Source organism: Sporolactobacillus kofuensis (assembly GCF_024125425.1).
Lineage (GTDB): Bacteria > Bacillota > Bacilli > Bacillales > Sporolactobacillaceae > Sporolactobacillus > Sporolactobacillus kofuensis.
The window spans coordinates 216942-243397 of record NZ_JAMXWN010000002.1; the positions used below are offsets into that span (position 1 = coordinate 216942).

A 26456-nucleotide genomic window follows, 5' to 3' on the forward strand; every position below is an offset into this window, starting at 1 on the left:
CGAGTCAAATCAAGCCTTGTGCCCAGCCATAAGGTGATGATACTCAATATAAAACCGAGCCTGAGCGGGCAAAGTTATTATACTTTCAATTCGATGAATAGATCATGAGTGTTTGATGAGATTTTTCACATATTAAATGAAATTAGATATCTCTCAGGCGACTATGAGAACCCGGAAACACGTGTGCAAAATTGCTGCAATTGGATACGCATAGTAGCGCAAATACTGAAAGTAGATTAATAGAGAGGACAAATGAACCGCATGAATGGAACGGTAGCAGCATTTAGAAAAAAATAAGAATATATATGCAATACTTTTGGCTATTTTTTTTAAAAAAAAGAAGGGGAATTTTCAAAAACGTGTAATTTATATCATTGCTTGCATTTTTTGAGAGTTTAGGCGACTAGAATTAGGGGGAGAGATATGGATTGAAAAAGTTATTAAGAATGATGTTGTGTCTGACTTTGGTCGTTTCTCTAGTCTCAGATTTCAGCTTAGTTAGGGCATTGGCCGCTCCGCAAGAATCTCAGGATTATATGATAAATGATAATTTTGAAGATCCTGGCTTGCCCAGTAACATAACTGATTCAATCACCGATACTTTAGGCAATTATAAGGTACAAATCACGAGTAACAAAGGTGAACCATGGGTTTTTAGTCCTGGAGATAATAACGTCCAGCTAACTGATGATCCGGTAAACCCTGGAAACAAGGTTTTGAAGTTATATGATAATCAAGACGGTTCTCCAGACAAAGGTGGATCGACGCGAATTTCTAACAGCAGTTTTTCAAAACAAACAAATAAGACGACCGTTGTTGCTTTTGATTTTATGGGCGCACCTATTGGCTCAAGTACACGATTTAGACTCACAAATGCAGGAGTCAATACAGCTTTGGTGTCTCTTGAAACATCAGGTAACCAGCTTGTGTATCGAAAAGCAGACAATACGACAGCTCCCCTTTTAGACTCACTTCAACCGAACTCGTGGTACCATGTGAAAATTGAAATTGACATGCAGCAAGCATTGTATAGTGTGAACGTGAGCGGTGCGGGTGACGCTGAAATAAAAAACGTACCTTTTTATCAGTCAGTTTCCGATTTTGGAAACTTTGATGTGAACACAGGCAATAGTTCAATAGCAACACTTTATCTAGATAACATCCAGATATACACTCCATCGATTGTTCCATCGGCTCCTACAGATTTAACCACACAAGCAGGCAATACACAGACAAAACTTTCCTGGAAATCAGCAAGTAACGCTACTTCTTATAATATAAAAAGAAGTACAACTCCCGAAGGTCCATTTACAACAGTAAAATCAAATGTCACAGACCTAACATTTACAGATTCGGGTTTAACAAATGATACAAGCTATTATTATGTTGTAAGCGGTGTAAATTCAGTTGGAGAAGGTCCGGATTCACTTCCTGTGATTGTGACGCCATCTAGCGCAGTACCATTGCCTCAAACACCTAAAAATGTAACCGTTACCTCAAAAGATTCTTCGATAAATTTATTATGGGATAAGGTAGATTCGGCAGATTTCTACACCGTGAAGCGTAGTACAAGTCCCGAAGGTCCGTTTGTAACGATCGCGTCCGAATTAATTGATCCAACTTATACCGATAAAGATGTTGTGAATGGTACAACGTATTATTATCGTGTACAAGCGAGTGGAGTGGGGGGAGACGGACTCGAATCTACTCCTGTCCGTGTTCAACCGAGAACACCTATAATGTCGCCGGAAGAATTAGTAGCAAATCCTGACAACAAGCGAGTTATTTTAAATTGGAAGAGAGTAGATGGGGTAACTTCTTACGTAGTCAAAAGAAGTTTAAATAATGGTGGACCCTATACAACTGTTGCAACGGGGGTTAAAGACTCAACCTATACTGATTCAGAGGTAGAAAATGGAATATTGTACTATTATGTGGTTACGGCAGTTGGTGATCAAGCTGAGAGCATGATTTCTAATCAAACTCAAGCCATGCCAAAAGTCTCTATCGTTGGTGCTCCAGCATCACCAACGGACATTTTAGCGAGTGCTGGTAATCGTCAAGTTGAGTTGCAATGGAAAGCTCGCCCAGATGCTTCATTTTATACGATAAAAAGAAGTACAACCAGTAGCGGACCATATACGGATATAGCAACCGGTTTATCTTTACCTGCATTTACAGATAGTAAAGTAGAGAACGGAACACAATATTACTATGTTGTCTCAGCTTCTAATGCCAAAGGAGAGAGTCAACTATCCAATGAACTAGCTGTGATGCCGGCTAAAATAATTGTTGTTGCTCAAGATGGCACTGGTGACTATACAACAATACAAGATGCGGTTAATGCGATTCCGTCGGATAATACAATGAGAACGATTATTTACATTAAGAATGGGATTTATAAAGAAAAGGTATCCATCCCACAGGATTATGTAAGCATTATCGGAGAAAGTCGAGATCAAACGGTTATTGATTGGGACGATTATGGAGGAACAAATGGACAATCCGGCAATGTCGGTAGTACATTCGCAAGCCAGACAGTAGGCGTAACCGGTGATTATTTTAGAGCTTCAAATTTGACCATTAAAAATTCTAGAGAGCCGCGTGTAACATATGGAACCGCTGTTGCATTATCTGTAAAAAGTGATCAAGCAGTGTTTGAAAATATGAAGATCATTAGTCATCAAGATACCCTTTATACGGGGAGTGGAAGACAGTATTACCACAACTCATATATTGAAGGGGATGTTGACTTCATATTCGGTGAGGCACCAGCTGTTGTCTTTGATCATAGTGAAATCCATAGTAATGGAACATCTGGATACGTTACTGCGGCTGCTCAATCTAATGAATCGGACAAAGGATTCGTCTTTCTTAATTCACGTTTAACAAAAGATGATTCGGTTACCAGAGTCTATTTAGGTAGACCGTGGAAAAATAATCCGAAAACGACTTTTATTAATACGTGGATGGATGATCACATTGATCCTAGCGGATGGAGTAAATGGTCGAATACACTGAATCACGAACTAGCGAGTTATGCAGAGTACAACAGCATGGGTCCGGGTGCTAACGCAGCAAAGCGTGTCTCTTGGTCGAAACAATTAAGTGCCCAAGAAGCAAGTGCATTCACCCTTCCACGTATTTTCAATGGGTGGGATCCATCTCTAACTTTGATTATGCCACCACCAGTTACTTTACCAACTGTTATAGCACCTGTTGAGCCATCTAATAACGGTATTTCAACTGGAGAAGAGATGCCTCAAACCGGACAAATGGGAAATAATGAGGTGAATGGAGCAAAAAATCAGGATGGAGATGGCAAAGCTATTGAGCACGATACAATGGGAGAAGTAGAAGATGGAGGAAAATCCTCTAATAATGGAGGTAAAGATAATCCAACCACCTATACCGCATACTTATTAGAGAAGCATGCAGTACGTACAGGGCCTTCAACAAAAAATAGAGTGCTCGCAACATTAAGTGCAGGATCAGCTGTACACGTGTTAAATGGTAGAGGGAAATGGGTAAAAATCGATTTCAAGGGAAGAACTGCTTTTGTATATGGAGAGATCACAAAAGCGAAACCGTATACGGCTTATCTAACAGAGAAGCATGTGGTACGTACAGGCCCGTCCACAAAGCATAGGCGTATCACAACATTAACCGCCGGAACGGCAGTAAACGTTCTGCACTCAGGGAAATGGGCAAGGGTTGCTTATAAAGGAAGAGCTGCCTATGTGTATGGTGAGATCACAAAAACGAAACCGTATATCGCTTATTTAACAGAGAAGCATGCAGTACGTACAGGCCCGTCCACGAAATATAAACGAATGGCAACATTTAAGATTGGAACAGCAGTAAACGTTCTGCGTTCAGGAAAATGGGCAAGAATTGCTTATAAAGGAAGAGCTGCCTATGTGTATGGAGAGATCACAAAAACGAAACCGTATATCGCTTATTTAACAGAGAAGCATGCAGTACGTACAGGCCCGTCCACGAAATATAAACGAATGGCAACATTTAAGATTGGAACAGCAGTAAACGTTCTGCGTTCAGGGAAATGGGCAAGAATTGCTTATAAAGGAAGAGCCGCTTATGTGTATGGAGATTTGTCGAAGCATAGACTTTATACTGTATATCTCACAAAAGATTTTGTGATCCGGACGGGTTCATCTACAAAAGATAAAATAGTTGCAAGATTAGAAGCGGGAACAGCCATTCAAATTCAGCAATTAGTGAAATGGATAAAAATTATGTATCATGGGGAAACCGCCTATTTGTACGGCGATGTGATCAAGTTTATCCGATAAAGTTGTACCGATTAAAAAATAAAAGGGCAAAATAGCTTTCCTACAGCGCTAATTAAATATGAAGAAAAAAATCATTAGAATCATCCACACTGTCTAAGTAACCAGGGTGGATGATTTTTTTCTGGTAATGAGAAGGATCCACCATTTTTCATTATTGGAGAAGACAGGACTATTCAACTTTTTTGTCGAATAGGAAAATAGGATTGTTAGTATGTACGATTGCGGTGAACGGATGTATTGGAAACTGAGAATTCCACTTTTACTCGTTACTTTGGGCATCCTATCGGGGCTTTATCAGAGATTTCCCAATGTCTTCTTGGTTAATACAAACTACTTTGTGAGAAGTGCGATGTTTATTGGCATTGTTACCGCAATTTTTCTCATAGTCGAGAAAACAAAAGTTAATGAACGAAAAGTTCATTTTGTAGTAGCGCTTGTACTTATTGGATTGGGCTATATCGTTGATCGATTTCTTTAACGGATGTGGTCGATTAAGACTGGAGGATCAGGGAAAATGACCGATCAACATAAACAAAACAAATCAAGAGAAGACAACTTTGATCGCGCATTTATTGGGAAACCAGGCTGCATGGGGATCGTGTCGGGGATTATTATTCTGTTTATTATCTATGCGCTTTTTATTGCAAAGTGAGGGTGTTTCAAGAAAGGTAACTAATTTATGCGCTACAGTGGGGTTCCCTAGTGAGAACAGTAAGCAATAGACGTGAAAATGGAGGCTTTTTTTGTTGGAACAAAAAGATTATTTCCGAGATTTAATGAAAAGAATGGTCAAAAATCAAGGTATTTCTTCTACAAGGCCTAGATTTGAAAAAATAGAAAATGTAGTAATCATTAGTGTTAAAAATCATTTGAAAGAAGGGGTGGATTTAGAGTGTTTTAAAATTTTAGAAATCATCCAGCGGACGGTCTTATCGTTGGGGGTAAAATTTAGTCAACAGTCTTATTGGTATTCCATTGGGAATCGTTTGGATCGAGTGGTAATATCTTTCGATAAGCATGATTATGAACGTTTAAACAAAAAGCTAGAGACTGGAATTTTTTAAATATTGGGGGAAAATTTTAATTCGCACTTTTTTTCATATCATAGTGATCCTGGCATGGACGACCGCTTAGTGGTGAAAATCTGCTACAGAATGAGCAAACAAAGCGAAGGATCGTTCAAAACAAGATTCAACGCTTGCTACTGTTGTTTGGTAGTTCGTTACGATTTTAGTTGTTAGTTACTGTTTTGATAGTGTTCGTTACGATTTTTTAAAATAAAGTATTAAGGAAGAATCATAATGAAAAAACTTGTTGTTTTCCTCATTGGAATAGGTGTTGGTGTGATCTTTTTTATTCTCGGTATTATTCTCAAAAATCATTCGCTTATTGCAAATATTGTTGGGCTTATCGGTCTTATCAGTTTACTGTTTTCAGGAGCATCAGTTGGTGCTCTTGTGAGTGGCGATCGCATTCGCGCAAATTATTGGTCCGAGTCTAAGCAATCGAGAACAGATCGCTTTGATTTTGGAATCAAGGCCGCCCTCTTTGGTGTGCCACTTGTTTTGTCGGCTTTAGGTATTTATTTATTCGTTTAATGAAGTGTCAACCCTATGAAATATTTCATAGGTACGAACGAGCGCTAGAGAATGATAATTTGTCATTCACCGGAACATATTTTGAGGTGAATCGGGGGTGACCGTGATCGTAACAATTCTCGCTTTTGGTTGGACAGGAATTTTTCTTTTTTTCTTGTTATCTATTAAGGTCAATGGCTTAGCAAAAAAAAATGAGTACGCGTTGATTCATGTCTTGTTTATTCTCATTTTTTCGTCTTGGTTGCCGATTCCATTGATCTTCAGTATTTTGTTCGCTGGGTGGCCGGCACAGATAGGGGCATTATACGGGATACTTTCTCTATCTCTTTTTATTATTGCAATGGCTCTACAAACTGGTCATATTATCTATTCAAACAGACATGCACATGAGCAAAAGAAATTGTGGGACAACTATGATTCTTGGATGATGAGTATGCTCTCAGATCCAATTGAGGTGATTGCAGGTATTTTCGCCTGGATAAGTGCGATTTTTAACGCAATTGCGCTTGTGCATCACAATATTGGTTTCACATCGATTATTATTTTCCTACTTAGCCTTCAAATCATTTATTGTGTTGCTCTGCTGCTCAGATCTGTTCTCAATTCGCCACCTCAATGGATTAATTCCATTAAGCCTAATCCATACATACTGAATATTGGGTTATTCTTATATTTTTTAGTTATCTTGATTCGGCTAACGATTGATTATTATTTATGATATTGAGTGCTGTATGAATTTAACAGGAATCTATTTTGAAAGCAGCTCATGAATTATTACAGCTCCTTAGTTAAATGAACAAATGGGGAAAATTAAATCATTGAATTTAATAAAGGTGGATTCGAATTGATTAAATATGTAGGAAACAAAATTATTATTCGTGATTGGAAATTGAAAGATGCAGACGATCTTATTTTATGGCGCACGCCTGGTCAAATGTGGCAAAAATATGATGGGCCGTATTACGTATTACCCGAGAATGTCAAAAGATGAAGTTATTGCTTTTGTCGAAGAGCTATGTACAAAAATAAAATCGAATACATTAGAAGCGCCAAGACAAAGCCTTGCTATTGCTGATAAAAATACAGATCAACTTATTGGTCAGGTAGGTTGGTATTGGGAAAGCAAGGAAACAAACTGGTTGTCCGCCGGTATTGCCATTTTTAATCCTGAGTATTGGAGCGATGGAAGAGGATATGAAGCTTTTGGATTGTGGACGGGCTACCTTTTTGATGCGATGCCGGAGATTGTGCGAGTGGATTTAAGAACATGGTCAGGTAATTTCGGCATGATGAAGTTAGCTGAGAAATTAGGCTACACCAAAGAAGCCTGTTTTCGAAAAGCAAGAATTGTCAATGGTGAATACTACGATTCGATCGGCTATGGTGTGCTCAGAGAAGAATGGAATGCACTCCATCCCCAAGGATTTGAGAGTGATCTGAAAAAGTGAATAATTAATGTCAATTTGTCTTTCAAAAAATTACATTGAATAATACTTTAAATATAGGTCATCTCATGCATCTAATAAGAGAATTAAATAATCATGAAAACCGGAACGGTGTTGAAACGACAAAAAAATTCATTAAATATGAAATTTATGAGTGAATTTACTTAACCATATTCAGGGAATCATTCATTTACAAAATTAATTTACATTCCCAAAGAATCGAACTTAAGCACGTAAGAATCGAACTTAATCCAGGGAAAAACGAACCGAACGGACTGAAAGCTGAACCTAAGAACTCTAAAACAACTTTAAAGAGATCTGTTATTTTTGACCTGCCCAGCGTATAAGCCGGGCTTTTTTCATATACGATAAAGTGAGAAAAACCAAAAAATTGTTCGTCGCGGTTGTAAGCATTGAAAATGGGGTAAAGATAAGAAAAGAGATTAGGGTGTCAATTGAGGGTGGTGTATTTTAGTGAATTGGTTTTCAACGGATGTTGATGATGTATTAAACGAGCAAAATGTCGACCGTAAAAGGGGGCTGTCGGATGATCAGGTCCGCACAAGGCTAGAAAAATATGGCGAAAACAAGTTAATTGGTAAACCGAAGAAAAGTCTATTTGCACTCTTTTTTTCACAATTGAACGATATGCTGATCTATGTTCTGCTTGGTGCGGCGGTCATTACACTGCTCATTGGTGAATATACAGACGCAATCATCATCTTGCTTGTTGTTCTTCTGAATGCGATCATCGGTGTTTTTCAGGAATATAAAGCAGAAAAAGCAATTGAGGCCCTGCAAAAGATGACAACACCGCATGCGTTGGTTCGACGTGATGGTGAGGTTATTGAGGTTGATTCAAAGACGATTGTGCCTGGAGATATTATTATCCTTGACGCAGGACGGTATATTCCGGCAGACTTGCGCCTGATTGAGAGCATAAATCTGCAGATTGAGGAATCAGCATTAACTGGGGAATCGGTACCCTCTGAGAAAAATGCAACAGCTCTTTTTAATGATCCGAAAACGCCTCTTGGTGATTTGGCCAATATGGCGTTCATGTCGACGCTCGTCACATATGGGCGAGCAGAAGGTGTCGTTGTTGGTACGGGGATGAATACGGAAATTGGCAAGATTGCCAAAGGACTCGATGAGACCAAGTCTGAAATGACGCCGCTTCAGAAACGCCTTGCTGAATTAGGAAAAATTCTGGGATACCTCGCGATTGGAATTTGTGTAGTCATATTTATTGTTGCTTTGATTCAGAAACGAGATCTTTTCGAAATGTTTCTTACCTCAATCAGTCTTGCGGTAGCCGCGATACCAGAAGGGCTGCCGGCGATTGTAGCCATTGTACTTGCGCTCGGTGTGACGCGCATGTCACGCATTCATGCGATTGTCAAGCGGCTGCCTGCAGTGGAAACATTAGGCTCGGTGAATATTATCTGCTCAGATAAGACAGGCACGCTTACCCAAAATAAAATGACGGTGCTCCACCTTTATACACACGGACAAAAGCTTGATGTACCAAGTGAAGGAACAGCGACCGCTGAAGAGCATACGGCACAACTTTTGATTCAGACGATGGTCTTGTGTACGGATGCAACACTTGTTGACGGTGAGGGGACCGGTGACCCGACAGAAATTGCCTTGCTTGAACTGGGGGAAAAATTTCATTCGCCGAAACGTGAACTGGAGTCCGGTCACGAGCGTGTGGCAGAAAAACCTTTTGATTCAGACCGCAAACTCATGTCGACGTTGAATAAGGAACGTGATCATTACCGCGTACATACCAAAGGCGCGATCGACAACCTCTTAGAAATCGCAACCCATGCATTGATTAATGGTGAAAGAGTGCTGCTTACTGAGCAGCTCAAAACGGATTATTTGCGAGCAGCTGAGAAAATGTCCGATCAGGCGTTGCGTGTACTCGGTGCCGCCTATAAGGATACCGACAGCGTCATCGATCCTGATGAGATGGAAAAAGAACTGACCGTGCTTGGCCTTGTCGGGATGATTGATCCACCACGACTTGAGGTTAAGGGTGCCATTCGCCAAGCCAAGCAAGCAGGGATTACACCAGTAATGATTACGGGTGATCATCAGCATACTGCCGCAGCTATTGCCATGGAGCTCGGTATGGCTACGTCGTTAAAACAGACGCTCTCTGGAAGTGAGATTGACGCGATGTCTGAAGCAGAATTCAATAAGAACATTGGAAATTACCGCGTGTTCTCACGTGTTTCTCCTGAACATAAAGTGAAAATCGTTAAAGCATTTCAGTCTCATGGAAATATTGTCTCAATGACCGGGGACGGCGTGAACGATGCGCCTTCGCTCAAAAATGCTGATATTGGTGTTGCCATGGGCATTACAGGGACTGATGTATCTAAAGGCGCCAGTGATATGATCCTGACCGACGATAATTTCACAACGATTGTCGCGGCGATCGAGGAAGGACGCAATATTTATAATAACATCAAGAAAGCCGTTGTTTTTCTGCTTTCTTGTAACCTTGGCGAAATTGTAGCGATTCTCGCATCCGTACTGTTTTACTGGCCGGTGCCGCTATTGCCGACACAGATTTTGTGGATCAATTTGATTACCGATACATTTCCGGCGATCGCGCTTGGGGTTGATCCTGGCGATAAAGATGTAATGAAGAGGCGGCCTCGAAATCCAAAGGAAAGCTTTTTTGCCGGCGGTGCTGCCATACGTGCTATTGTAGGTGGTTTATTAATTGGGATCCTAACCCTTGTTGCTTTTTACTTCGGATTGAACGAGCATGGTTATCAACTTTGGTCAGAATCCATTCCAAAACAAGTCCTGACCTATGCGGAAACGATGGCATTCGTGGTCCTCGCGGTTTCCCAGCTTTTCTTCTCGCTATCGATGAGAAGTGCGTCCCATTCAATCTTCAAAGTTGGACTCTTCTCGAATAAATACCTAATCGGTGCGATTATTCTGGGCGTTGTGCTCCAATTCGCCGTCATCTCCATACCATTCCTGGCCTCGGCGTTTCATGTGCAAATGTTGACGCTACGTGACTGGGTGATCGTGATCCTATTTGCCTTAATCCCGCTTGTCGTCAATGAATTCATAAAAAGCGGAATGCGGATGAGAACAAAATAGTGTATCGAAAAGCAAAAACAGGTAGGACTCCAACGGGTCTTACCTGTTTTTCATGTCACAAGTGAATCATCAGTCACGTGCCCATTCCGCAATTTGGCGAATATCTTCAGGGGTTGTCCGACAGCAGCCACCGATCAATGAAGCACCGGCATCGAACCATTCTTTTGAGAGGGAACCGAAGCTGGGCAACTTTTTCGGCGCCTGCCAAATTTTCTTGATTGGATTGTAGTGTTCACCGGAATTCGGATAAACGATTATGGGTTTGTTAGTCGCATTTCGGATGGTCTCAATTGCGGATGTTATTCTTGTCAACGCGGTGCAGTTTACACCAATAGCAGTAATTTGATCATTGCTGTTGAAGTATGCGGCCGCTTCAGATAGTGGGGTGCCATCGCAAAGTTGCCCATCCCTTGAAATGCTGAACGAGAGCCATGCTTCATCATCAGGGTATTCATTCTGAAGCAACTCAGCAAGTACCTGTGCTTCGTGAAAATTCGGCAGAGTTTCAAATGCAAATACATCACTACCTGCTTCTTTCAAAAGTTGCATTCGCGATTGATGAAACTGCTTGTAGCCTGCATCATTCAATGTATAGTCACCGGTATATTCCGAACCATCGGCAAGGTATGCCCCATAAGGACCAACACTTCCTGCGATCAAAGGAAATGGTCTTTTTTTGCGCTGTTCCTCTGAAAGACTCTCCCAGAACTCAGTTCTTGATTCAATAGCGATTTCAACAGCCTTTTTAATCATGGTCGCGGCCTCTTGCTCTGTGTACCCGCTTTGTTGAAAACCCGCCATGGTTGCTTGATAGGTGTTAGTCGTCGCAACATCTGCGCCAGCATGAAAATAATCTAGGTGCACCTTTTTGATGCTAGCGGGATTGTCATGGATCACCGAAGCTGACCAGAGCTCGCTATCGATCACAATCCCTTGTTTTTCAATTTCCGTAGCCATCGCCCCGTCAAGGATAATCGGCTTCATTTGGTGTAGAAGTTCGCTGATTTTATTTTTCATTCATACACTTCCTTCTATAGTTCAAGTGGGTGCTTGTTACGAATCATGATTCCAATTATAGACAAAACAACTGAAACAGGCACCTGTGAATTTGGACATTATGGAATTCGCCATACACGCACTCTTCATAGAAACAAATTTTGTTAAATGGTGAATGTTCACAGTGATTCATGAATAAGTTTTACTAATTGCCATATTTATCATGTCTTAAATTGGAGGAATGAATGAGATGAATGATCTAAATGTAAAGATTTATGCCGACGGTGCGGTGCTTAGCGATATGCTCTCAGCCTATGAATCTGGTTTCGTTAGTGGATTTACAACAAATCCAAGCCTCATGAAGAAGGCGGGGGTAACCGACTACGTGGCATTCGCCAAAGACGTTGTTGAGAAAATTCCGGACTTGCCTCTCTCTTTTGAGGTGTTTGCAGACGATTTCGAAACGATGGAAAAAGAAGCAGAGAAGATCCATTCTTTCGGAAAAAATGTCTTCATCAAGATTCCGATTACTAATACAAAAGGGGAATCCTCGATTCCACTCATCAAGAAGCTCGAAGATAAGGGCTATTCATTAAATGTAACGGCAATTTTGACAATTAAGCAAGTCGAAGAAACAGTTGCTGCGCTGAATCCGGACGTTGAAAACATTGTCTCCGTATTCGCAGGGCGTATCGCTGATACAGGTGTTGATCCCATCCCATACATGAAAAAGTCTGTTGAGATCTGCAAGACGAAAAAAGGAGCGAATTTGCTATGGGCAAGCTCGCGAGAATTGTTCAATGTCTATGAAGCAGACCGACTAGGGGTCGACATTATCACATGCACACCCGAAATAATTTCCAAATTGAAAAAGGTAGGAACACCGCTCGAACAATTGTCCCTTGATACAGTAAAAGGATTTAATAAAGATATTCAGACACTCGGCTATTCTATTTTATAAATTATTCTGTAAACGCTTAAATTGTCGGCTATTGTCGATATAAGGAGGGCCACGATGACAACAGTTCTTGAACAATTATCGATTAATACGATTCGTACGTTATCTATAGATGCCATTAACAAGGCGAATTCCGGACACCCCGGACTGCCGATGGGGGCAGCGCCGATGGCTTATACGTTGTGGGCGAAGAAGTTAAAGCACAACCCGGCTGATCCGAAATGGTTCGATCGTGACCGTTTTGTCTTATCTGCCGGTCATGGTTCGATGCTCTTATATAGTCTTCTACACCTTTTCAACTATGGATTGTCCGTGGAAGAAATTAAGCAATTCCGCCAATGGGGAAGCCTGACCCCAGGTCATCCGGAATACGGCCACACTGTCGGCGTCGAAGCGACTACTGGCCCGCTTGGGCAGGGCATCGCCATGGCTGTTGGCATGGCGATGGCGGAAGCGCATCTTTCCGCTACTTATAACCGTGATGGCTATCCAATTATCAATCATCACACCTATGCACTTTGCGGCGATGGTGATTTGATGGAAGGTGTTGCCTCGGAAGCTGCGTCATTAGCCGGACGATTGAAACTTGGAAAATTGGTATTGCTCTATGACTCGAATAAGATCTCACTGGATGGCCAATTGAACATGTCTTTTACTGAACAGGTGCGTCAGCGCTTTGATGCATACGGCTGGCAGACACTATTGGTAGAAGACGGTAATGATGTTGAAATGATTCAGACAGCACTGGATCAAGCGACCGCTGAACAAGAACGCCCAACTTTGATTGAAGTGCGCACGACCATTGGATTTGGTGCGCCACATCTTGCAGGAACAAATAAGATCCACGGTAACCCGCTCGGGGATGAAGAAACAGCTGAGACAAAGAAAAGTTACGGCTGGGCTCATGAACCCTTCCATGTACCGGAAGAAGTACGGGCGCATTTCCTGAAACTGAACACGACGGAAGCACAAGTTCAGGCAGATTGGCAAAGCCAATTTGATGCATACGCCGAAGCTTATCCGGAACTTGCAGCGCAGCTGAAGGCAGCGATCAGTGGAAAACTTGCGGACGATTATGCAGATCAATTGCCGATCTATGCTACAGGAACAAAGAAAGCGACACGCCAAACTTCCGGCGAAGTGATTAATGCTCTCGCAAAAACGGTACCGGCCTTGTTCGGTGGTGCTGCGGATCTTGCTTCTTCCACTAAGACGGCGATCAAAGAAGGCGGTGAGTTCCTTCCGGAATCTTACAGCGGTCGCAACATTTGGTTTGGGGTTCGCGAATTCGCCATGAGTGCAGCGGTTAACGGCATGGCGCTGCATGGCGGTGTGCTTCCATTCGGATCAACGTTCTTCACTTTTTCCGATTATGCAAAACCGGCGATTCGTCTGGCGGCATTAATGGGCATACCATCGATCTTCGTGTTCACGCACGACTCTATCGCTGTCGGAGAAGACGGACCGACCCACGAACCAATCGAACAATTAGCCGGGCTCCGTGCGATCCCGAACTTAAATGTACTCCGTCCGGCAGATGGGAATGAAGTCCGGGAAGCATGGAAGATTGCTTTGGAAAGCCCAAATCGCCCAACCGTATTGGTCCTGACCCGACAGAATGTGGAGACGTTCGATGGAGAGTTGGATGATGCACACGAAGGTGTGCGCCGCGGTGGTTATATCGTTAGTGAAGCCAAGGAGGGAAAACCGGAAGGGATACTCATTGCGACGGGTTCTGAAGTTGGAATTGCGATCCAAGCGCAACAATTGCTCGAAAAGGAAAAAATTTTCGTGCGCGTCGTCAGCCTGCCCTCATGGGAATTGTTCCGTGAACAATCAGAAGAGTACAAACAAATGATTCTTCCGAGCGAAATCCGTGCACGCCTCGGTATTGAAATGGCAGCTTCTCTCGGTTGGCAAGAATTTGTCGGTGCAGAAGGTGGCCTGGTGACAATTGATCGTTTTGGCACATCTGCACCAGCTGGGATCGTATCTAAAGAATACGGTTTTACGCCAGAGAATGTGGCTTATCAATTCAAACAGCTGCAGTCATCAAAACAAAAAATATAGGTGCATAGTAGTACACCAGTCATGCTCCTATCCTCTCTCATCTTATACTAGGAAATAAAAAAACAAGCCGGATGTAGAAGAATGTGTTCTGCATTCGGCTTGTTTCTCTGTTTACCTTCGATAAGCAACGCAAGAGATTTCTAGTTTCGCGTTCTTTGGCAGAGCAGCGACTTGAATAGCGCAGCGTGCCGGCAAAATTTCGCCTGTGAAATAAGTTGAGTAAATAGTGTTAACGGTGGCAAAATCGTTGATATCTGCAAGATAGACCGTTGCATTGACAACGTTTGAAAAATCGAGTCCGGCTTCATTTAACACAGCCTTCAAGTTAAGAAAGACACGAGTGGCTTGTGCTTCAATGTCGCCTGGGACAAGTTCCCCTGTTGACGGGTCAAGTGCAATCTGTCCGGATGCAAACAGAAAATCACCAGCCACAACACCTTGAGAATACGGCCCAACTGCCTTAGGAGCGGCATTCGTTGCGATTTGTTTTTTCATGTAATCATACCTCCAGATGCGTAGCGGCTAACCTTAATCTATAGGACATCAGCCTAACAAGCCGCGAGTGATTAATTCTTTCTATTATTTTAACACGGATTTCGAAACATTCTTAACACGATAATTTTATTTATTCGATTAACAAATAGAGAGTATGTAGGATTACCCAATTACTCGCGCGTCCGTATTGCATAGGCATCGAGAATAATTCTTGCCATCACTTGAAGGGGGAGGCGCGAGCGTACTTCATAGTCAGGAAAATACGAAACTTTCGATTTGTAGCCGACTAGAGCCAATTCAGACAAAGCATAGATCGGGCTTTCGCGATTTGCAGTCAATGTAATTGTGCTGACGCCATTCGCTTTGCAATTCTTCGCTGCCTCAACCAGTTCCTCTGTGTAGCCATTAAGTGAAATCAAAAGTACCACATCTTGTTTTTGGATGCGTTTGCTCATGGTCTTGATAATATTCGGGTCGTCGTGCATCTCGCAATATTTGCCTGCGAGTTGAAATTTGATGGTCATCTCTTTGGCAATTAACTCTGAGAAACCACGCGCAAACAGCACAATTTTACGGGCATAGATAATCTTCTGCAGCACGTCTTCAATCGTTCCTCGATCCAGCATTTGGATCGTTTTGCTGACCTCCTGCTCGTTCTTCAATATCGCTTCTTTGATTTTATTGTCCACTTTTTCTACTACTGAAAATTCTGGAGACAACTGATGTTCATCCTTGAGACGAATTTTGAATGATGTAAATCCATCATAGCCCAACTTTTTCATCGTACGCACGATCGTTGCAGTTGATACATTGGCTTTCTCACTCAAACGGACGATTGATATCTTCGGCATGTCACTAATGTGATCTTGGATGTAACGGAGCAAAAATTTTTCACTGTCGCTCAATCGATCAAAGTGTTGATTGACGCGTTCAAAGAATGTTAAATCCATGATGACCTCCAATTTGAAAACCTTTACATTGATTATAGCCTTTTTGGAAAACATTTTCACTGTAAAACATGTCACAATAGAACTATAGAAAGAGGCAAGTGAAAGTGAGGGATGAACCATGATTTATACATGTACAATGAATCCGGCTATTGACTTATTTACTAAATTTGAACACTTCAAACCTCATGTCGTCAATCGCAGTGTGTTTGAAGATTATCAGGCAAACGGTAAAACAATTAATATTTCATTTATGTTGAAGAAAATGGGCATAGACAGTGTGGCTATCGGTTTTCTCGGTGGTTTTACCGGACGCTATATCGAAGAAGAATTGAGAAAGACTGGTATTCGTACCGATTTTGTGTCCATTGAAGGAATAACACGCATTAATACATTTATCAAAGCAGAAGCCCATGAATATAAAGCGGTGAATCGAGGTCCTGAAATCAGTGCTTCTGCCCAAGAACAACTGATCGGAAAAATCAGCCGACTCGGACCAGAGGATATTTTGTTTGTGTCTGGAAGCTTACCAAGAGGTGTTCAGGATTCGATTCTGAAGAAAATTTCCGAACTGTCTCGGAAAAATGGATTTGATCTCATTCTTGATGTGAGTTCGAAGACTTTGCTGAGCTGTCTTGAAGATCAGCCTTATCTCATCAAGCCAAGTGATGAAGAACTTGCAGCATGGCTGGACGTTGATCCGTTAAGTTTCGATAATGAAGAGAACCTGATCACTGCTGCAGAGAAACTTCTGAAAAAAGGTGCACAGAGAATTCTTGTCTCACGTGGCGAAAAAGGAACAATGTATGCAGATCGTGAACATCTCCTGTTCACCTCCGCACCGAAAGGAGAAGTTGTTAATACAGCATGCGCGGGAGATACGCTACTTGGTACTTTTATCGGATCACTGATACAAAATAAGCGTTTGGAAGATGCATTAATCTTTGCAACAGCGGCAGGCTCATCGACAGCATTTACAGCCGGACTCAGTGATTTAAAGGATGTTCCGGAATTAATGAAACAAATACAATTGACTTCAAATTTGAAGGGGGTTAGAGAATCATGACAAAAATTATTGCAGCGACCGGTTGTCCCACAGGTATTGCGCATACATTTATGGCAAAAAAAGCGCTAGAGGATGCCGCAAAGGCGAAAGGCATTGAGATTAAGGTTGAGACGCATGGCCAAACCGGCATTGAAAATGGGCTCACGCCAAAAGAAATTGCTGAAGCAGATGGCGTCATTATTGCAGCGGATAAAGATGTTGATGAGGATCGATTTGCAGGAAAACGAGTCATCAAGGTATCGGTAACGAAGGGAATCAAAGAACCGGATAAACTGATTGATGAACTTGTAAACGGTTCCGTTCCTTTATTTAAAAGTGGACAAACACCGAGCGGAGGCAGTTCTGAAATCAGTGTTGAGAAAGAGTCCTACGCACATAAACTGTACGTCTATCTCATGAATGGCGTTTCCCATATGTTGCCGGTTGTTGTCGCAGGTGGTGTATTGCTTGCTATTTCCTTCATGTTCGGCATCAACTCAGCAGATCCGAAAAGTCATGAATACAATGTATTTGCCGCAAACTTGAATGCAATTGGTAAAATTGGTCTTGGCTTGATGGTTCCAATTCTCTCAGCGTATATTGCGCAGGCAATTGGGAAACGGACCGGGCTCGTTATTGGCTTCATCACCGGCATGATTGCCTTTACGAATGGAACGGGTTTTCTTGGTGGCATTGTCAGTGGGTTCTTATCCGGCTACCTCGTTTTAATGCTGGACTATTTCCTGAAGGGGTTACCGAAACAATTTGACGGATTGAAATCAATCTTTCTTCTTCCGGTTTTGGGTGGATTCATTGGTGGGTATATCATGATCCTCCTTTCTTCACCAATGACTGCAATTAACCAGGGCATGATGCATTTTCTAACCAACATGCAAAACCAAAGTCCGTTAATCCTTGGTCTTATAATCGGCGTCATGTGCGCATTTGACATGGGTGGACCTATAAACAAAGCAGCATATGTTACCGGTGTAGCGTTACTTGGACAAGGAAATTTCTACTTCATGGCCGGAGTTTCAGCGGCTTGTATCGCACCACCAATCGCTACCGGATTCGCAGTACTCTTTGCTGGCAAATATTTTGAAAAAGAAGAGCGGAACGCAGGTTATGTCAATTTCCTACTCGGCTCAACACATATTACTGAAGGTGCAATTCCTTTTGCAGCGAAAAGTCCAATCACGGTGATTCCATCCTTGATGGTTGGTTCATCGATAGCAGCCATTCTGACTTATTATATGAAGGTGCAGGTTCCGGCACCACATGGCGGCTTCATTGTCCTGCCGATTGTCACACATCCATTCTTATGGGTCATTGCGATCCTCTTGGGATCACTCGTTTCCGGTTATTTGATTGCCATGGATCAAAAGCGTCGTTTTCTTAAAAATAAGAGAGCAAGTCTTGCCACACAAACCGCAGCACGGGCTACACAAAGCACAAATACTGCAAGTCAAGAAGTCGCTCCAGCCGTAGAACAAGCGGGCTTGTTGACAAAAGATAACATCTTCTTTGAAAAAGGTATTGAAACGAAAGACGAACTGTTCCGCTTTATCGCACAGAAAATGAAGGCAAAAGGGATCATTATCGATCAGGATCAGCTCATTGACGCTTTTCAGAATCGTGAAAAGCAAAGCTCGACCGGTATGGAAGGCGGTTTCGCCATTCCCCATGCTCAATCGGAAACGATCAGACAGGCAGCGATGCTCGTCGTTAAACTGACCGATCCGATTACCGATTGGCTGACGTTAGACCAAAAGCCCGTCCGCTTTGTCATTGCTTTCTTGATCCCACCGAAAGGCAGCAGTGCTCATCTGCATTACCTTTCTGAGACAGCGCAGAAGCTCGTTGACAAGGATACGGTGCACCAATTGATTACTGCCGAGCGCGCTGATCAGATATACACACTACTGAAATAACTAAACGAGATGATTAATAAAAATGCCTCCGGTTAACTACTCCGGAGGCATTTTTCATGTGTTCGTTCAAAACCAATCTCCTATGTTCATAAAACGTAATCCAACTTTTTCAAAGGTGCTCACCATTTTTTGGTGGATCTTCTACTTACTTCATGTAGGAGGTGATCACAATGGCAAACAGCACAATAACCGCATCCGTATTCGTCATGAATTTGGATGGAGGTCTGGATGAGCAAGGGGAGCAAGTGCTGCTCACAAAATCATTCAGAAACATCAAGGCAGCAGCAGCGCATGATGGTCTGTTGGCGGTGGCAGAACAATTAGCTCCGTTACAGAAGCATCCACTCATTTCTATTGAGCGCAATGACACTGCTGAAATTACGAACTAATTTTTCTTGGATGCACGCACAATAGGGAAAGGAGGAGCTTCTTGATGAAAAAATTGAATCTTGTGTTTTTGAATACGGAAGGGAAGAGTGTGACGCTTGCACTCAATGATCCGGTTGAACCTGCGGATCCTGCTGCAATTAAGGCAGCGATGAACACGATTATTGCTCAGAATGTGTTTGTGTCGAAAGGAGGAGATTTGACCGAAATTAAATCGGCGCGTATCTCTGAGAGTAACACAACCCCTATTGACTTAGGAGTATAAGGATTTGGAGGAACCGGAGAGAGGGGGCAGACCTTCTCTTCGGTTTTCTGCTAGTCTATGAAAAGGAGGGTGCTTATGGAGGTATGGATATCCATGGTCAAAGATGTTGGCTTCCCGGCGGTCGTCACCTTTTTTCTTTTGCACCGTATTGAGGGCAAAATTGACGAGTTGATCCAGTCGGTTCAGCTGATTCCGCATCATCAGGAAACCATCCGGTCCGAAGAGCCGATCAAGCGTGAGGCCTAATTTGATCGGCGGTCATTGCACCCAAGGGTGAATGATGTTGAAGCATTGAAAGTCTGACCATTACTTGTGTTTGCGTATAGAATTGAATTGTTCCAGTTTTGTCATTGAAAGGATGACAAAACTGGTTTTAGTTTGTGTTGTTTTGGTGAACGGACACTCATTATAATGGAAATGTAAGAGATATATATAAAGGTTAGCGGAAAAATGTAAGCGGTTTAATGAAAACTATTTTACTACTTAATTTTTTTTCGGAAATGCCTTTCTGTTTATTCCGATGTGAATAAGCAATTTGAAGGAGGAGAAACACATGTCTGGAAGTTCAATCAAAGTTAGAGTACAAAAATTCGGCAACTTCCTAAGTTCAATGATCTTACCCAACATTGGCGCATTTATCGCTTGGGGGCTGATCACCGCACTCTTTATCCCGACAGGGTGGCTGCCAAATAAAGAATTGGCGACGATGGTTGATCCACTTGTAAAATATCTACTGCCAATTTTAATTGGTTATTCGGGCGGTAAACTTGTATTTGGCCATCGAGGCGGAGTTGTTGGTTCCATCGCTACCGCAGGGGTCATCGTTGGTACCGATATTCCGATGTTTCTTGGTGCAATGATTATGGGTCCGCTCGGTGGCTATGTCATTAAAAAGTTTGACAAATCCATTGAAGGCAAAGTCAAAACCGGTTTTGAAATGCTTGTCGATAACTTCTCTGCAGGTATTCTTGGTGCACTACTAGCGATTGTTGCATTTTATGCAATTGGACCGGTTGTTGATGCGATCAGCGGTGCACTTGCTTCAGGTGTTGAATGGCTCGTGCATGCCGGCTTGCTTCCACTTGCCAGTCTGTTTATTGAGCCAGGCAAAATACTATTCTTAAACAATGCGATCAACCATGGTGTATTAACACCGATTGCGGTTGAACAGGCACGTCAATATGGAAAGTCTGTACTCTTTTTCCTTGAAGCAAATCCTGGTCCTGGTATGGGCGTTCTGCTGGCCTATTGCTTCTTTGGAAAAGGCAATGCGAAAAAGTCGGCCCCAGGTGCTGCAATTATTCACTTTTTCGGTGGGATTCACGAGATCTATTTTCCTTACATTTTAATGAAACCGCTCTTAATTCTAGCGACCATTGCCGGCGGTATGAGCGGCATCTTTACCTTGGTTACGTTAAAAGGCGGACTCGTCGGACCGGCATCTCCAGGTAGCTTTCTCGCAATGCTGGCGGTTACTCCGAAATCCTTTGGCAGCTTTGTAGCCAACATTGCGGATGTTCTTGTTTCATTAACAGTGTCCTTCGTCATCTCCATGCTGATCCTGAAAATGGATAAGTCTGAAAATGCAGATCTTGAGGAAGCAACACGGAAAATGGAAAGCATGAAAGGAAAGAAAAGTAGAGTTTCCGATGTGCTGACAACTAGCGATGGATTCGATCCAAAAGCTGTAAAAAAAATCGTCTTTGCCTGTGATGCAGGTATGGGGTCGAGCGCGATGGGGGCGTCACTGCTTCGAAAGAAAGTGAAAGCTGCAGGTCTTGACATTAATGTGACCAACACGGCAGTCAGCGCAATACCGGGCGATGCACAGATCGTGGTCACTCAATCCGAATTGACGCCAAGAGCACGAGACAAAGCGCCGAGCGCATACCACATTTCCGTAGACAACTTCTTGAGCAGTCCTGAGTATGATCTACTGATCAATCAGCTGAGCAAAGGAGAAACAGTCGAACCGGCACCAGGTGTTAAAGCGGAAACACAGCCATTCGTTGATGGGACGATCCTACGTAAGGAAAATGTATTCATCAAGCAATCGTTTAAGACCAAGGAAGAAGTCATTCGTTTTGCCGGTCAAAAGCTCGTGGAAGGCGGGTACGTCAAACCGTCCTACGTCGAAGGCATGATTGCACGTGATCAGCTGATGTCCACATACATGGGAAATGGGATTGCGATCCCTCATGGCACTGAAGACGTGAAAAAGGAAGTGCTCGCATCAGGTATTGTCATTGTTCAAATCCCGGACAGCGTTGATTTTGATGGAAACAAAGTTCGTCTTGTCTTCGCAATTGCCGGAAAGAATAATGGGCATTTAGAAATTCTTTCAAAAATTGCCATTGCCTGCTCGGATGTAATCAACGTCGGCGAGATGGTACGTGCACAATCAATCGATGAATTGCTGGAAACGATTAATAAAGCAGCAGCACAAAACGGGTAAGTGCTCCCACAAGAAATCGTCTGTTCGTTATGCTATGGTATAGGAAAAAAGGCGGACGAATTGTATGTATGTGACCAATCGAGAAAAAACCATACTTGAGCTGCTGATGAAGACAAGCGGTAGGCATTCAGCGTTATCGATGGCGTCCTATCTCCAGGTCAGTGTGCGAACGGTTCACCGCGACTTGAAAAATGTTGAGAAAATGCTTAAACCGTTTGGACTTCAATTGATCCAAAATGAAGATAAGACCCTGCAAATTCAAGGGCCAAACGAAGCGGTGTTCAAGCTGGTACAGGAGCTTTCAAAAATAAAACCGGTGGATTTATCGGCAAAAGAGCGTAAACTCCTGCTGTTTCTGAAACTTTTTAATACTGATGAGCCCATGAAAATAGGACCGCTAGCAAAGGAACTGGGCATCTCGTCCACAACATTAGGCGGTTATCTGGATGAATTATCCACATGGATGGAGGATTTTGAGGCCCATGTGGTACGAAAACGCGGCGTCGGTGTACAACTAACCGGGTCGGAACGATCCAAACGAACAGCGTTTGCGCATTTTTACTTGTTCTATTTTAATGAGGAACTGATTGAGGCAATTTTTCAGATCAACCATCAGCAGCCGAATCGGGGCATACGTGTCCTGCATTATATTAAGTCGGACTATCTGTCGGCGGTTGATCAGGTGATGAAGCATAATAGGAACCTTTATACAGAACTTGCGGATAGTGATTATGTCAGCTTTCTCATTCAGGTGTGTATCGCCTTGCAGCGATTTGAGAGCGGACATCCACTTGAGGAGACAGAAGCAGAAGATAATGAGAAACAAAATAGTCACGAAAGAGAAGCTTTGTCTTTTATTGAGAAGCTTTGTGGACTTCTATCCGATCAATTAGGCATTGTGCTTCCGGACCAGGAAAAGGCATTCATGGTGACATTGCTTAAAGGGTCACGGCTTCAAAATGCCGAATCCATATATTTTGATCAGGTCATTACAGGTAAGGCAATAAAAAAATTGATCCAGCACGTTTCGCAGCAGCTGCAGGTAGATTTGACCAGCGATTTCTCTCTGTTTCAAGGATTGCTGGCACATTTGGAACCGTCGCTATTCCGAATCAGAAAAGACCTTGCTACGTTCAATCCGCTGACGCAGCAAATCAAGGACCGGTTTCCTGTGCTGTTCAAGATTACTGAACAGGCTTTGCAGCAGGTGTTTCAGCAAATCCAGTTTCCTGATGACGAGATTGCCTATATTGTGCTGCACTTCGGCTCCGCCCTAGAACAACGCAAGCAGATACGAAACATCCATGCATTAATCGTTTGTCCGACGGGAATCGGTGCATCGAAAATGCTTGCTGCAAGACTTAGAAAAGAAATGCCGGAGCTGTACTCGGTGCAAACGGCTTCGATCCATGACATGAGACGTATGGATTTAGATACTTTTGATCTGATTCTATCTACTGTTCATTTGCCAAAACAGAAAATACCGTGCCTGTTTGTGAATCCGTTGTTAAGTAAAGAGGATATTGCAGCAATCGAACAAGTCACGCGCGATTTGTCGAAAAGCAGGAGCGGTGTAGAACTGCTTCCGGTACGAATAGTTTCCAGTCCTGAGGCTGCCGGGCAACGCTCACTGCAGCAGTTGATGGATGAAGTGGATCAAGCGCAATCGGCCATCCGTAGCATTTTAAAAAACTTTTCGGTAATCCAAGTGAGCAAGGCAGAAAAAATGAATGATGTGTTGATCCAATTAATTGACACCTGCTTTGATCAATCCATTATCGATGATCGTGAATCCGTCTATTGGCGGTTGATTGAACGTGAACGAATGGCGGGACTTGCCGTTCCGGGAACGAATATGGCACTGTTTCATTGCCGAGCTAAGTCGGTACGGCATTTAAGCTTCAAAATTGCGCATTCAAATCAGGCTTTTGATTTGGCAGCAATGGACGGCGGGATGTGTTCGGTCAGTAATTTTCTGCTCATGCTTGCGCCCGACCGCTTAGATCCGGTCGCTCAGGAAGTGATCAGCACAATCAGTTCGTCACTCGTTGAAGATCGCGAAAGCACGTTAATTTTCGCATCTGCGAATGAACCGATGATTCATGCGAAATTAGAAGCATTGTTCTATCGATTTTTCATTCAAAAATTAAAATAAAAAGGACTGAGAATCATGCAAGAAGTCGTACATTTTGGTGCAGGCAATATTGGAAGAGGTTTCATCGGAGGTCTATTTGCGGAATCAGGCTATCATGTCCAGTTCGTAGACATCGCCGAACAAATTATTGACGCTTTAAATGAGAAACAAACATATACAGTTAGAACGGCGGCAGAAAACTCAGAAGCGATTACGATTCACAATGTTTCCGGTATTAATAGCAAAACCAATCCTGAGCAAGTGGTTGCGGCCATTGGTAAAGCGGTTTATCTGACGACAGCAATCGGTCCGAAAGTACTTCCGTTTATTGCACCGCTGATTGCGAAGGGGCTGGCTGAACGCATAAAACATACTGATGCAAAAATCTATGTAATCGCTTGCGAGAACCAGATCAATGCTACAGATTTGTTGAAGAAAGAAGTTCTGAAAGCATTAGATGAAGAAACGATTAAAAAGCTTGAAGGAACAGTTTATTTCTTAAATTCGGCGGTCGACCGTATTGTGCCACTGCAGCATAACGAGGAACTGCTCGATGTGCTGGTTGAGGATTATCATGAGTGGATCGTTGAAACGGATCAATCACTTCCTGAAGTGAAAGGTATGCAAATTGTTCCGGATTTAGCTCCATATATCGAACGCAAATTGTTTACGGTAAATACCGGACATGCTACAACGGCTTATCTCGGCTATCAAGCAGGAAAAAATAAGATTCATGAAGCACTCGGCGATCCGGCTATTTATCAAGATGTCAAGGCAACGATTGAGGAAACCGGTGCTTACCTGATCAAGCGCTACGGCTTTAAACCCGAAGTGCACGAACAGTACATTGAGAAAATTCTGCACCGCTTCCAGAATCCGAAGTTGAATGATGATGTCACCCGTGTCGGCCGTTCGCCGCTACGGAAACTCGGACCCGAGGATCGACTTGTGAAACCGGCACGTGAGGCAGAAAAACTCGGTTTGTCTTTTACACATCTAGCAAAGGTCATGGCAGCAGCTCTGCGCTTCGATTTTGCAGAAGACACCGAAGCGGTGAAGCTTCAAGAACTGTTGAAAGAAAAAGGTGTACTTGCTGCTTTGAGTGAAGTGAGCGGTCTTGCTGCAGACGATCCGATCACCAAAGAAGCGATTCGCTATTACGAGAACAGCGGTTTGCTGAAAAAATGAAGTGATTCTGCTTCAATATAAATAAACAAAGAAGAGGGTGTCTCATAGAAAATGGGGCACCCTCTTCTTACAAGTGGTCAAGTTGTTTTTATATCGCGTTTCATATTTAAATTCATGCGCTATTCATATTTTAGCTAGGAATCAAAGAAGCATTCACACAGATTGATAGCTTACAGGCTTTTCAGCCAGGTAAATCCTTAATCATTTCAAAATCTGTTTCTTAGTTTCCGGCCCCCACAGGATCTTCAGCACAGCGACAATGGCCATAAAGATACCGATTGTGATAAAAATGCTGACGGTTCCCTGAGTGTCGAGTAAACCCGCAACAGCATAGGGCGTGATAATGGTAAAGAAGCGTCCGACCGCCTGTGCTGTTCCGTTACCGCGCATCCGCAAACTGTGTCGGAAAGAGTTCAGGGACATAGATGGCAAGACCGATTGCCATAAGGAGGTAAATGCATACGGTCAGCAGAAAACCGATGATCATGATTGCGGTCGGATCCGTTTGAAATGCATAAGAGTATCCGAAGCCTTGCAAGCACGTGAGGCGCCTAAAAAGATGGCGCAACAGGACAAAAAACAGCCACAAAAATCAAGCTACTTTAGGAGCAGAATCACCTACAGCTTATTCTTCAGCAGCCATTTGAAAAAAAGCCCGAATTTCTTATCAATCAAGAAATTCGGGCTTTTATGCGATTACCCCATCAGGATTCGAACCTGAGCATCACGGAATCAGAATCCGTTGCCTTACCGCTTGGCCATGGGGTAATGAATCAGAACAAGAAATATTATAACCAGAATGCATTTGAATTGCAAGCGTTTATTGGAAAAAAATTAATAAAGAACAAGGATAATGGCAGTGATCGGGGGATTAAGCCACATTGATATAAAAATGGAAGAGGGGACAAAGTCTAGATAAATCATTTCTGGGATGGATATTAATAAAAGCGCGATTAACAATGAGTGGAAAGCGATCAACAAATTATAATATGCAATTAGAGTGACTTGATAAAATATCTTATGATCGAAACCGAGCGGCAAGCTGCAAATGTACTAGAGCGGCCGCACAAGTCATGATTAATGGATAGGCGCGCCGT

Annotated in this window: 22 protein-coding genes, 1 tRNA gene and 2 pseudogenes; 19 read left to right on the forward strand and 6 right to left on the reverse strand. The window is 42.8% G+C overall.

What is annotated here, in order from left to right; all coding sequences use genetic code 11:
• Positions 1-428: 428 nt before the first annotated feature.
• The 8 genes from NIE32_RS02485 to NIE32_RS02520 all read left to right on the forward strand — a co-directional run bounded on the left by NIE32_RS02485 (position 429) and on the right by NIE32_RS02520 (position 10488).
• On the forward strand, positions 429-4313 hold the full coding sequence (locus NIE32_RS02485) for a pectinesterase family protein (protein ID WP_253052665.1): 3885 nt from the start codon (positions 429-431) through the stop codon (positions 4311-4313).
• Between the two features lie 211 nt (positions 4314-4524).
• Positions 4525-4791 carry a hypothetical protein gene (locus NIE32_RS02490; protein ID WP_253052667.1) on the forward strand — a complete coding sequence of 89 codons (267 nt, stop codon included), beginning with the start codon at positions 4525-4527 and terminating at the stop codon, positions 4789-4791.
• Positions 4792-4827: 36 nt separating this feature from the next.
• Entirely contained in the window at positions 4828-4965 is a 138-nt protein-coding gene (locus NIE32_RS02495) for a hypothetical protein (RefSeq protein WP_253052669.1), read from the forward strand.
• Positions 4966-5059: 94 nt separating this feature from the next.
• A complete protein-coding gene (locus NIE32_RS02500; RefSeq protein ID WP_253052671.1) occupies positions 5060-5377 on the forward strand; it encodes a hypothetical protein in 318 nt (105 codons plus the stop codon).
• Between the two features lie 237 nt (positions 5378-5614).
• Positions 5615-5911, forward strand: coding sequence for a DUF5316 domain-containing protein (locus tag NIE32_RS02505; RefSeq protein WP_253052673.1), 297 nt, complete (start codon positions 5615-5617; stop codon positions 5909-5911).
• Between the two features lie 97 nt (positions 5912-6008).
• The gene (locus tag NIE32_RS02510; protein WP_253052675.1) at positions 6009-6629 is read left to right on the forward strand and encodes a hypothetical protein; all 621 of its coding nucleotides are present in this window, start codon (positions 6009-6011) and stop codon (positions 6627-6629) included.
• A 229-nt stretch (positions 6630-6858) separates the two neighbouring features.
• Positions 6859-7359, forward strand: a complete 501-nt coding sequence (locus tag NIE32_RS02515; RefSeq protein ID WP_253052677.1) for a GNAT family N-acetyltransferase — start codon at positions 6859-6861, stop codon at positions 7357-7359.
• 471 nt (positions 7360-7830) lie between these two features.
• A complete protein-coding gene (locus NIE32_RS02520) occupies positions 7831-10488 on the forward strand; it encodes a cation-translocating P-type ATPase (RefSeq protein WP_253052679.1) in 2658 nt (885 codons plus the stop codon).
• A gap of 69 nt (positions 10489-10557) precedes the next feature.
• On the opposite strand, the gene mmuM is transcribed toward NIE32_RS02520, so the two are convergent.
• A complete protein-coding gene (gene mmuM / locus NIE32_RS02525) occupies positions 10558-11505 on the reverse strand; it encodes a homocysteine S-methyltransferase (protein WP_253052681.1) in 948 nt (315 codons plus the stop codon).
• A gap of 229 nt (positions 11506-11734) precedes the next feature.
• Between mmuM and NIE32_RS02530 the strand changes: the two genes are divergently transcribed.
• The gene (locus tag NIE32_RS02530; RefSeq protein ID WP_253052683.1) at positions 11735-12445 is read left to right on the forward strand and encodes a transaldolase; all 711 of its coding nucleotides are present in this window, start codon (positions 11735-11737) and stop codon (positions 12443-12445) included.
• Positions 12446-12499: 54 nt separating this feature from the next.
• Complete coding sequence (tkt, locus tag NIE32_RS02535; RefSeq protein WP_253052685.1) at positions 12500-14512, forward strand: transketolase; 2013 nt, start codon at positions 12500-12502, stop codon at positions 14510-14512.
• Positions 14513-14623: 111 nt separating this feature from the next.
• On the opposite strand, the gene NIE32_RS02540 is transcribed toward tkt, so the two are convergent.
• Both NIE32_RS02540 and NIE32_RS02545 read right to left on the reverse strand, forming a co-directional pair.
• Positions 14624-15007: a RidA family protein gene (locus tag NIE32_RS02540; protein ID WP_253052687.1), complete on the reverse strand. Its 384-nt coding sequence runs from the start codon at positions 15005-15007 to the stop codon at positions 14624-14626.
• 170 nt (positions 15008-15177) lie between these two features.
• Entirely contained in the window at positions 15178-15957 is a 780-nt protein-coding gene (locus tag NIE32_RS02545; RefSeq protein ID WP_253052689.1) for a MurR/RpiR family transcriptional regulator, read from the reverse strand.
• Between the two features lie 118 nt (positions 15958-16075).
• Here NIE32_RS02545 and pfkB point away from each other — a divergent pair, with 118 nt between their 5' ends.
• The 9 genes and pseudogenes from pfkB (at position 16076) to NIE32_RS02585 (ending at position 25359) form a co-directional block, all read left to right on the forward strand.
• A complete protein-coding gene (gene pfkB, locus NIE32_RS02550) occupies positions 16076-17020 on the forward strand; it encodes a 1-phosphofructokinase (RefSeq protein WP_253052691.1) in 945 nt (314 codons plus the stop codon).
• A pseudogene (locus NIE32_RS02555) lies at positions 17017-18387 on the forward strand (PTS fructose transporter subunit IIC); the annotation flags it as partial. The gene pfkB and the pseudogene NIE32_RS02555, both read left to right, overlap by 4 nt.
• 123 nt (positions 18388-18510) lie before the next feature.
• Positions 18511-18930 (forward strand): annotated as a pseudogene (locus tag NIE32_RS14400) (PTS sugar transporter subunit IIA); the annotation flags it as partial.
• Between the two features lie 170 nt (positions 18931-19100).
• Positions 19101-19319: a DUF1659 domain-containing protein gene (locus tag NIE32_RS02560; RefSeq protein ID WP_253052695.1), complete on the forward strand. Its 219-nt coding sequence runs from the start codon at positions 19101-19103 to the stop codon at positions 19317-19319.
• A 44-nt stretch (positions 19320-19363) separates the two neighbouring features.
• Complete coding sequence (locus NIE32_RS02565; protein WP_253052697.1) at positions 19364-19582, forward strand: DUF2922 domain-containing protein; 219 nt, start codon at positions 19364-19366, stop codon at positions 19580-19582.
• Between the two features lie 75 nt (positions 19583-19657).
• A complete protein-coding gene (locus NIE32_RS02570) occupies positions 19658-19828 on the forward strand; it encodes a YvrJ family protein (RefSeq protein WP_253052698.1) in 171 nt (56 codons plus the stop codon).
• Positions 19829-20135: 307 nt separating this feature from the next.
• Entirely contained in the window at positions 20136-22037 is a 1902-nt protein-coding gene (locus NIE32_RS02575) for a PTS mannitol transporter subunit IICBA (RefSeq protein ID WP_253052699.1), read from the forward strand.
• Positions 22038-22101: 64 nt separating this feature from the next.
• Complete coding sequence (locus NIE32_RS02580; RefSeq protein ID WP_253052701.1) at positions 22102-24192, forward strand: BglG family transcription antiterminator; 2091 nt, start codon at positions 22102-22104, stop codon at positions 24190-24192.
• 15 nt (positions 24193-24207) lie between these two features.
• Positions 24208-25359, forward strand: a complete 1152-nt coding sequence (locus tag NIE32_RS02585; RefSeq protein ID WP_253052703.1) for a mannitol-1-phosphate 5-dehydrogenase — start codon at positions 24208-24210, stop codon at positions 25357-25359.
• Between the two features lie 201 nt (positions 25360-25560).
• On the opposite strand, the gene NIE32_RS02590 is transcribed toward NIE32_RS02585, so the two are convergent.
• From NIE32_RS02590 to NIE32_RS02600, 3 genes are all read right to left on the reverse strand, one after another.
• Complete coding sequence (locus NIE32_RS02590; protein ID WP_253052705.1) at positions 25561-25749, reverse strand: hypothetical protein; 189 nt, start codon at positions 25747-25749, stop codon at positions 25561-25563.
• On the reverse strand, positions 25739-25897 hold the full coding sequence (locus tag NIE32_RS02595; RefSeq protein WP_253052707.1) for a hypothetical protein: 159 nt from the start codon (positions 25895-25897) through the stop codon (positions 25739-25741). The genes NIE32_RS02590 and NIE32_RS02595 overlap by 11 nt, the downstream gene beginning before the upstream one ends.
• Positions 25898-26055: 158 nt before the next feature.
• Positions 26056-26127, reverse strand: a tRNA-Gln gene (locus NIE32_RS02600).
• Positions 26128-26456: the final 329 nt, after the last annotated feature.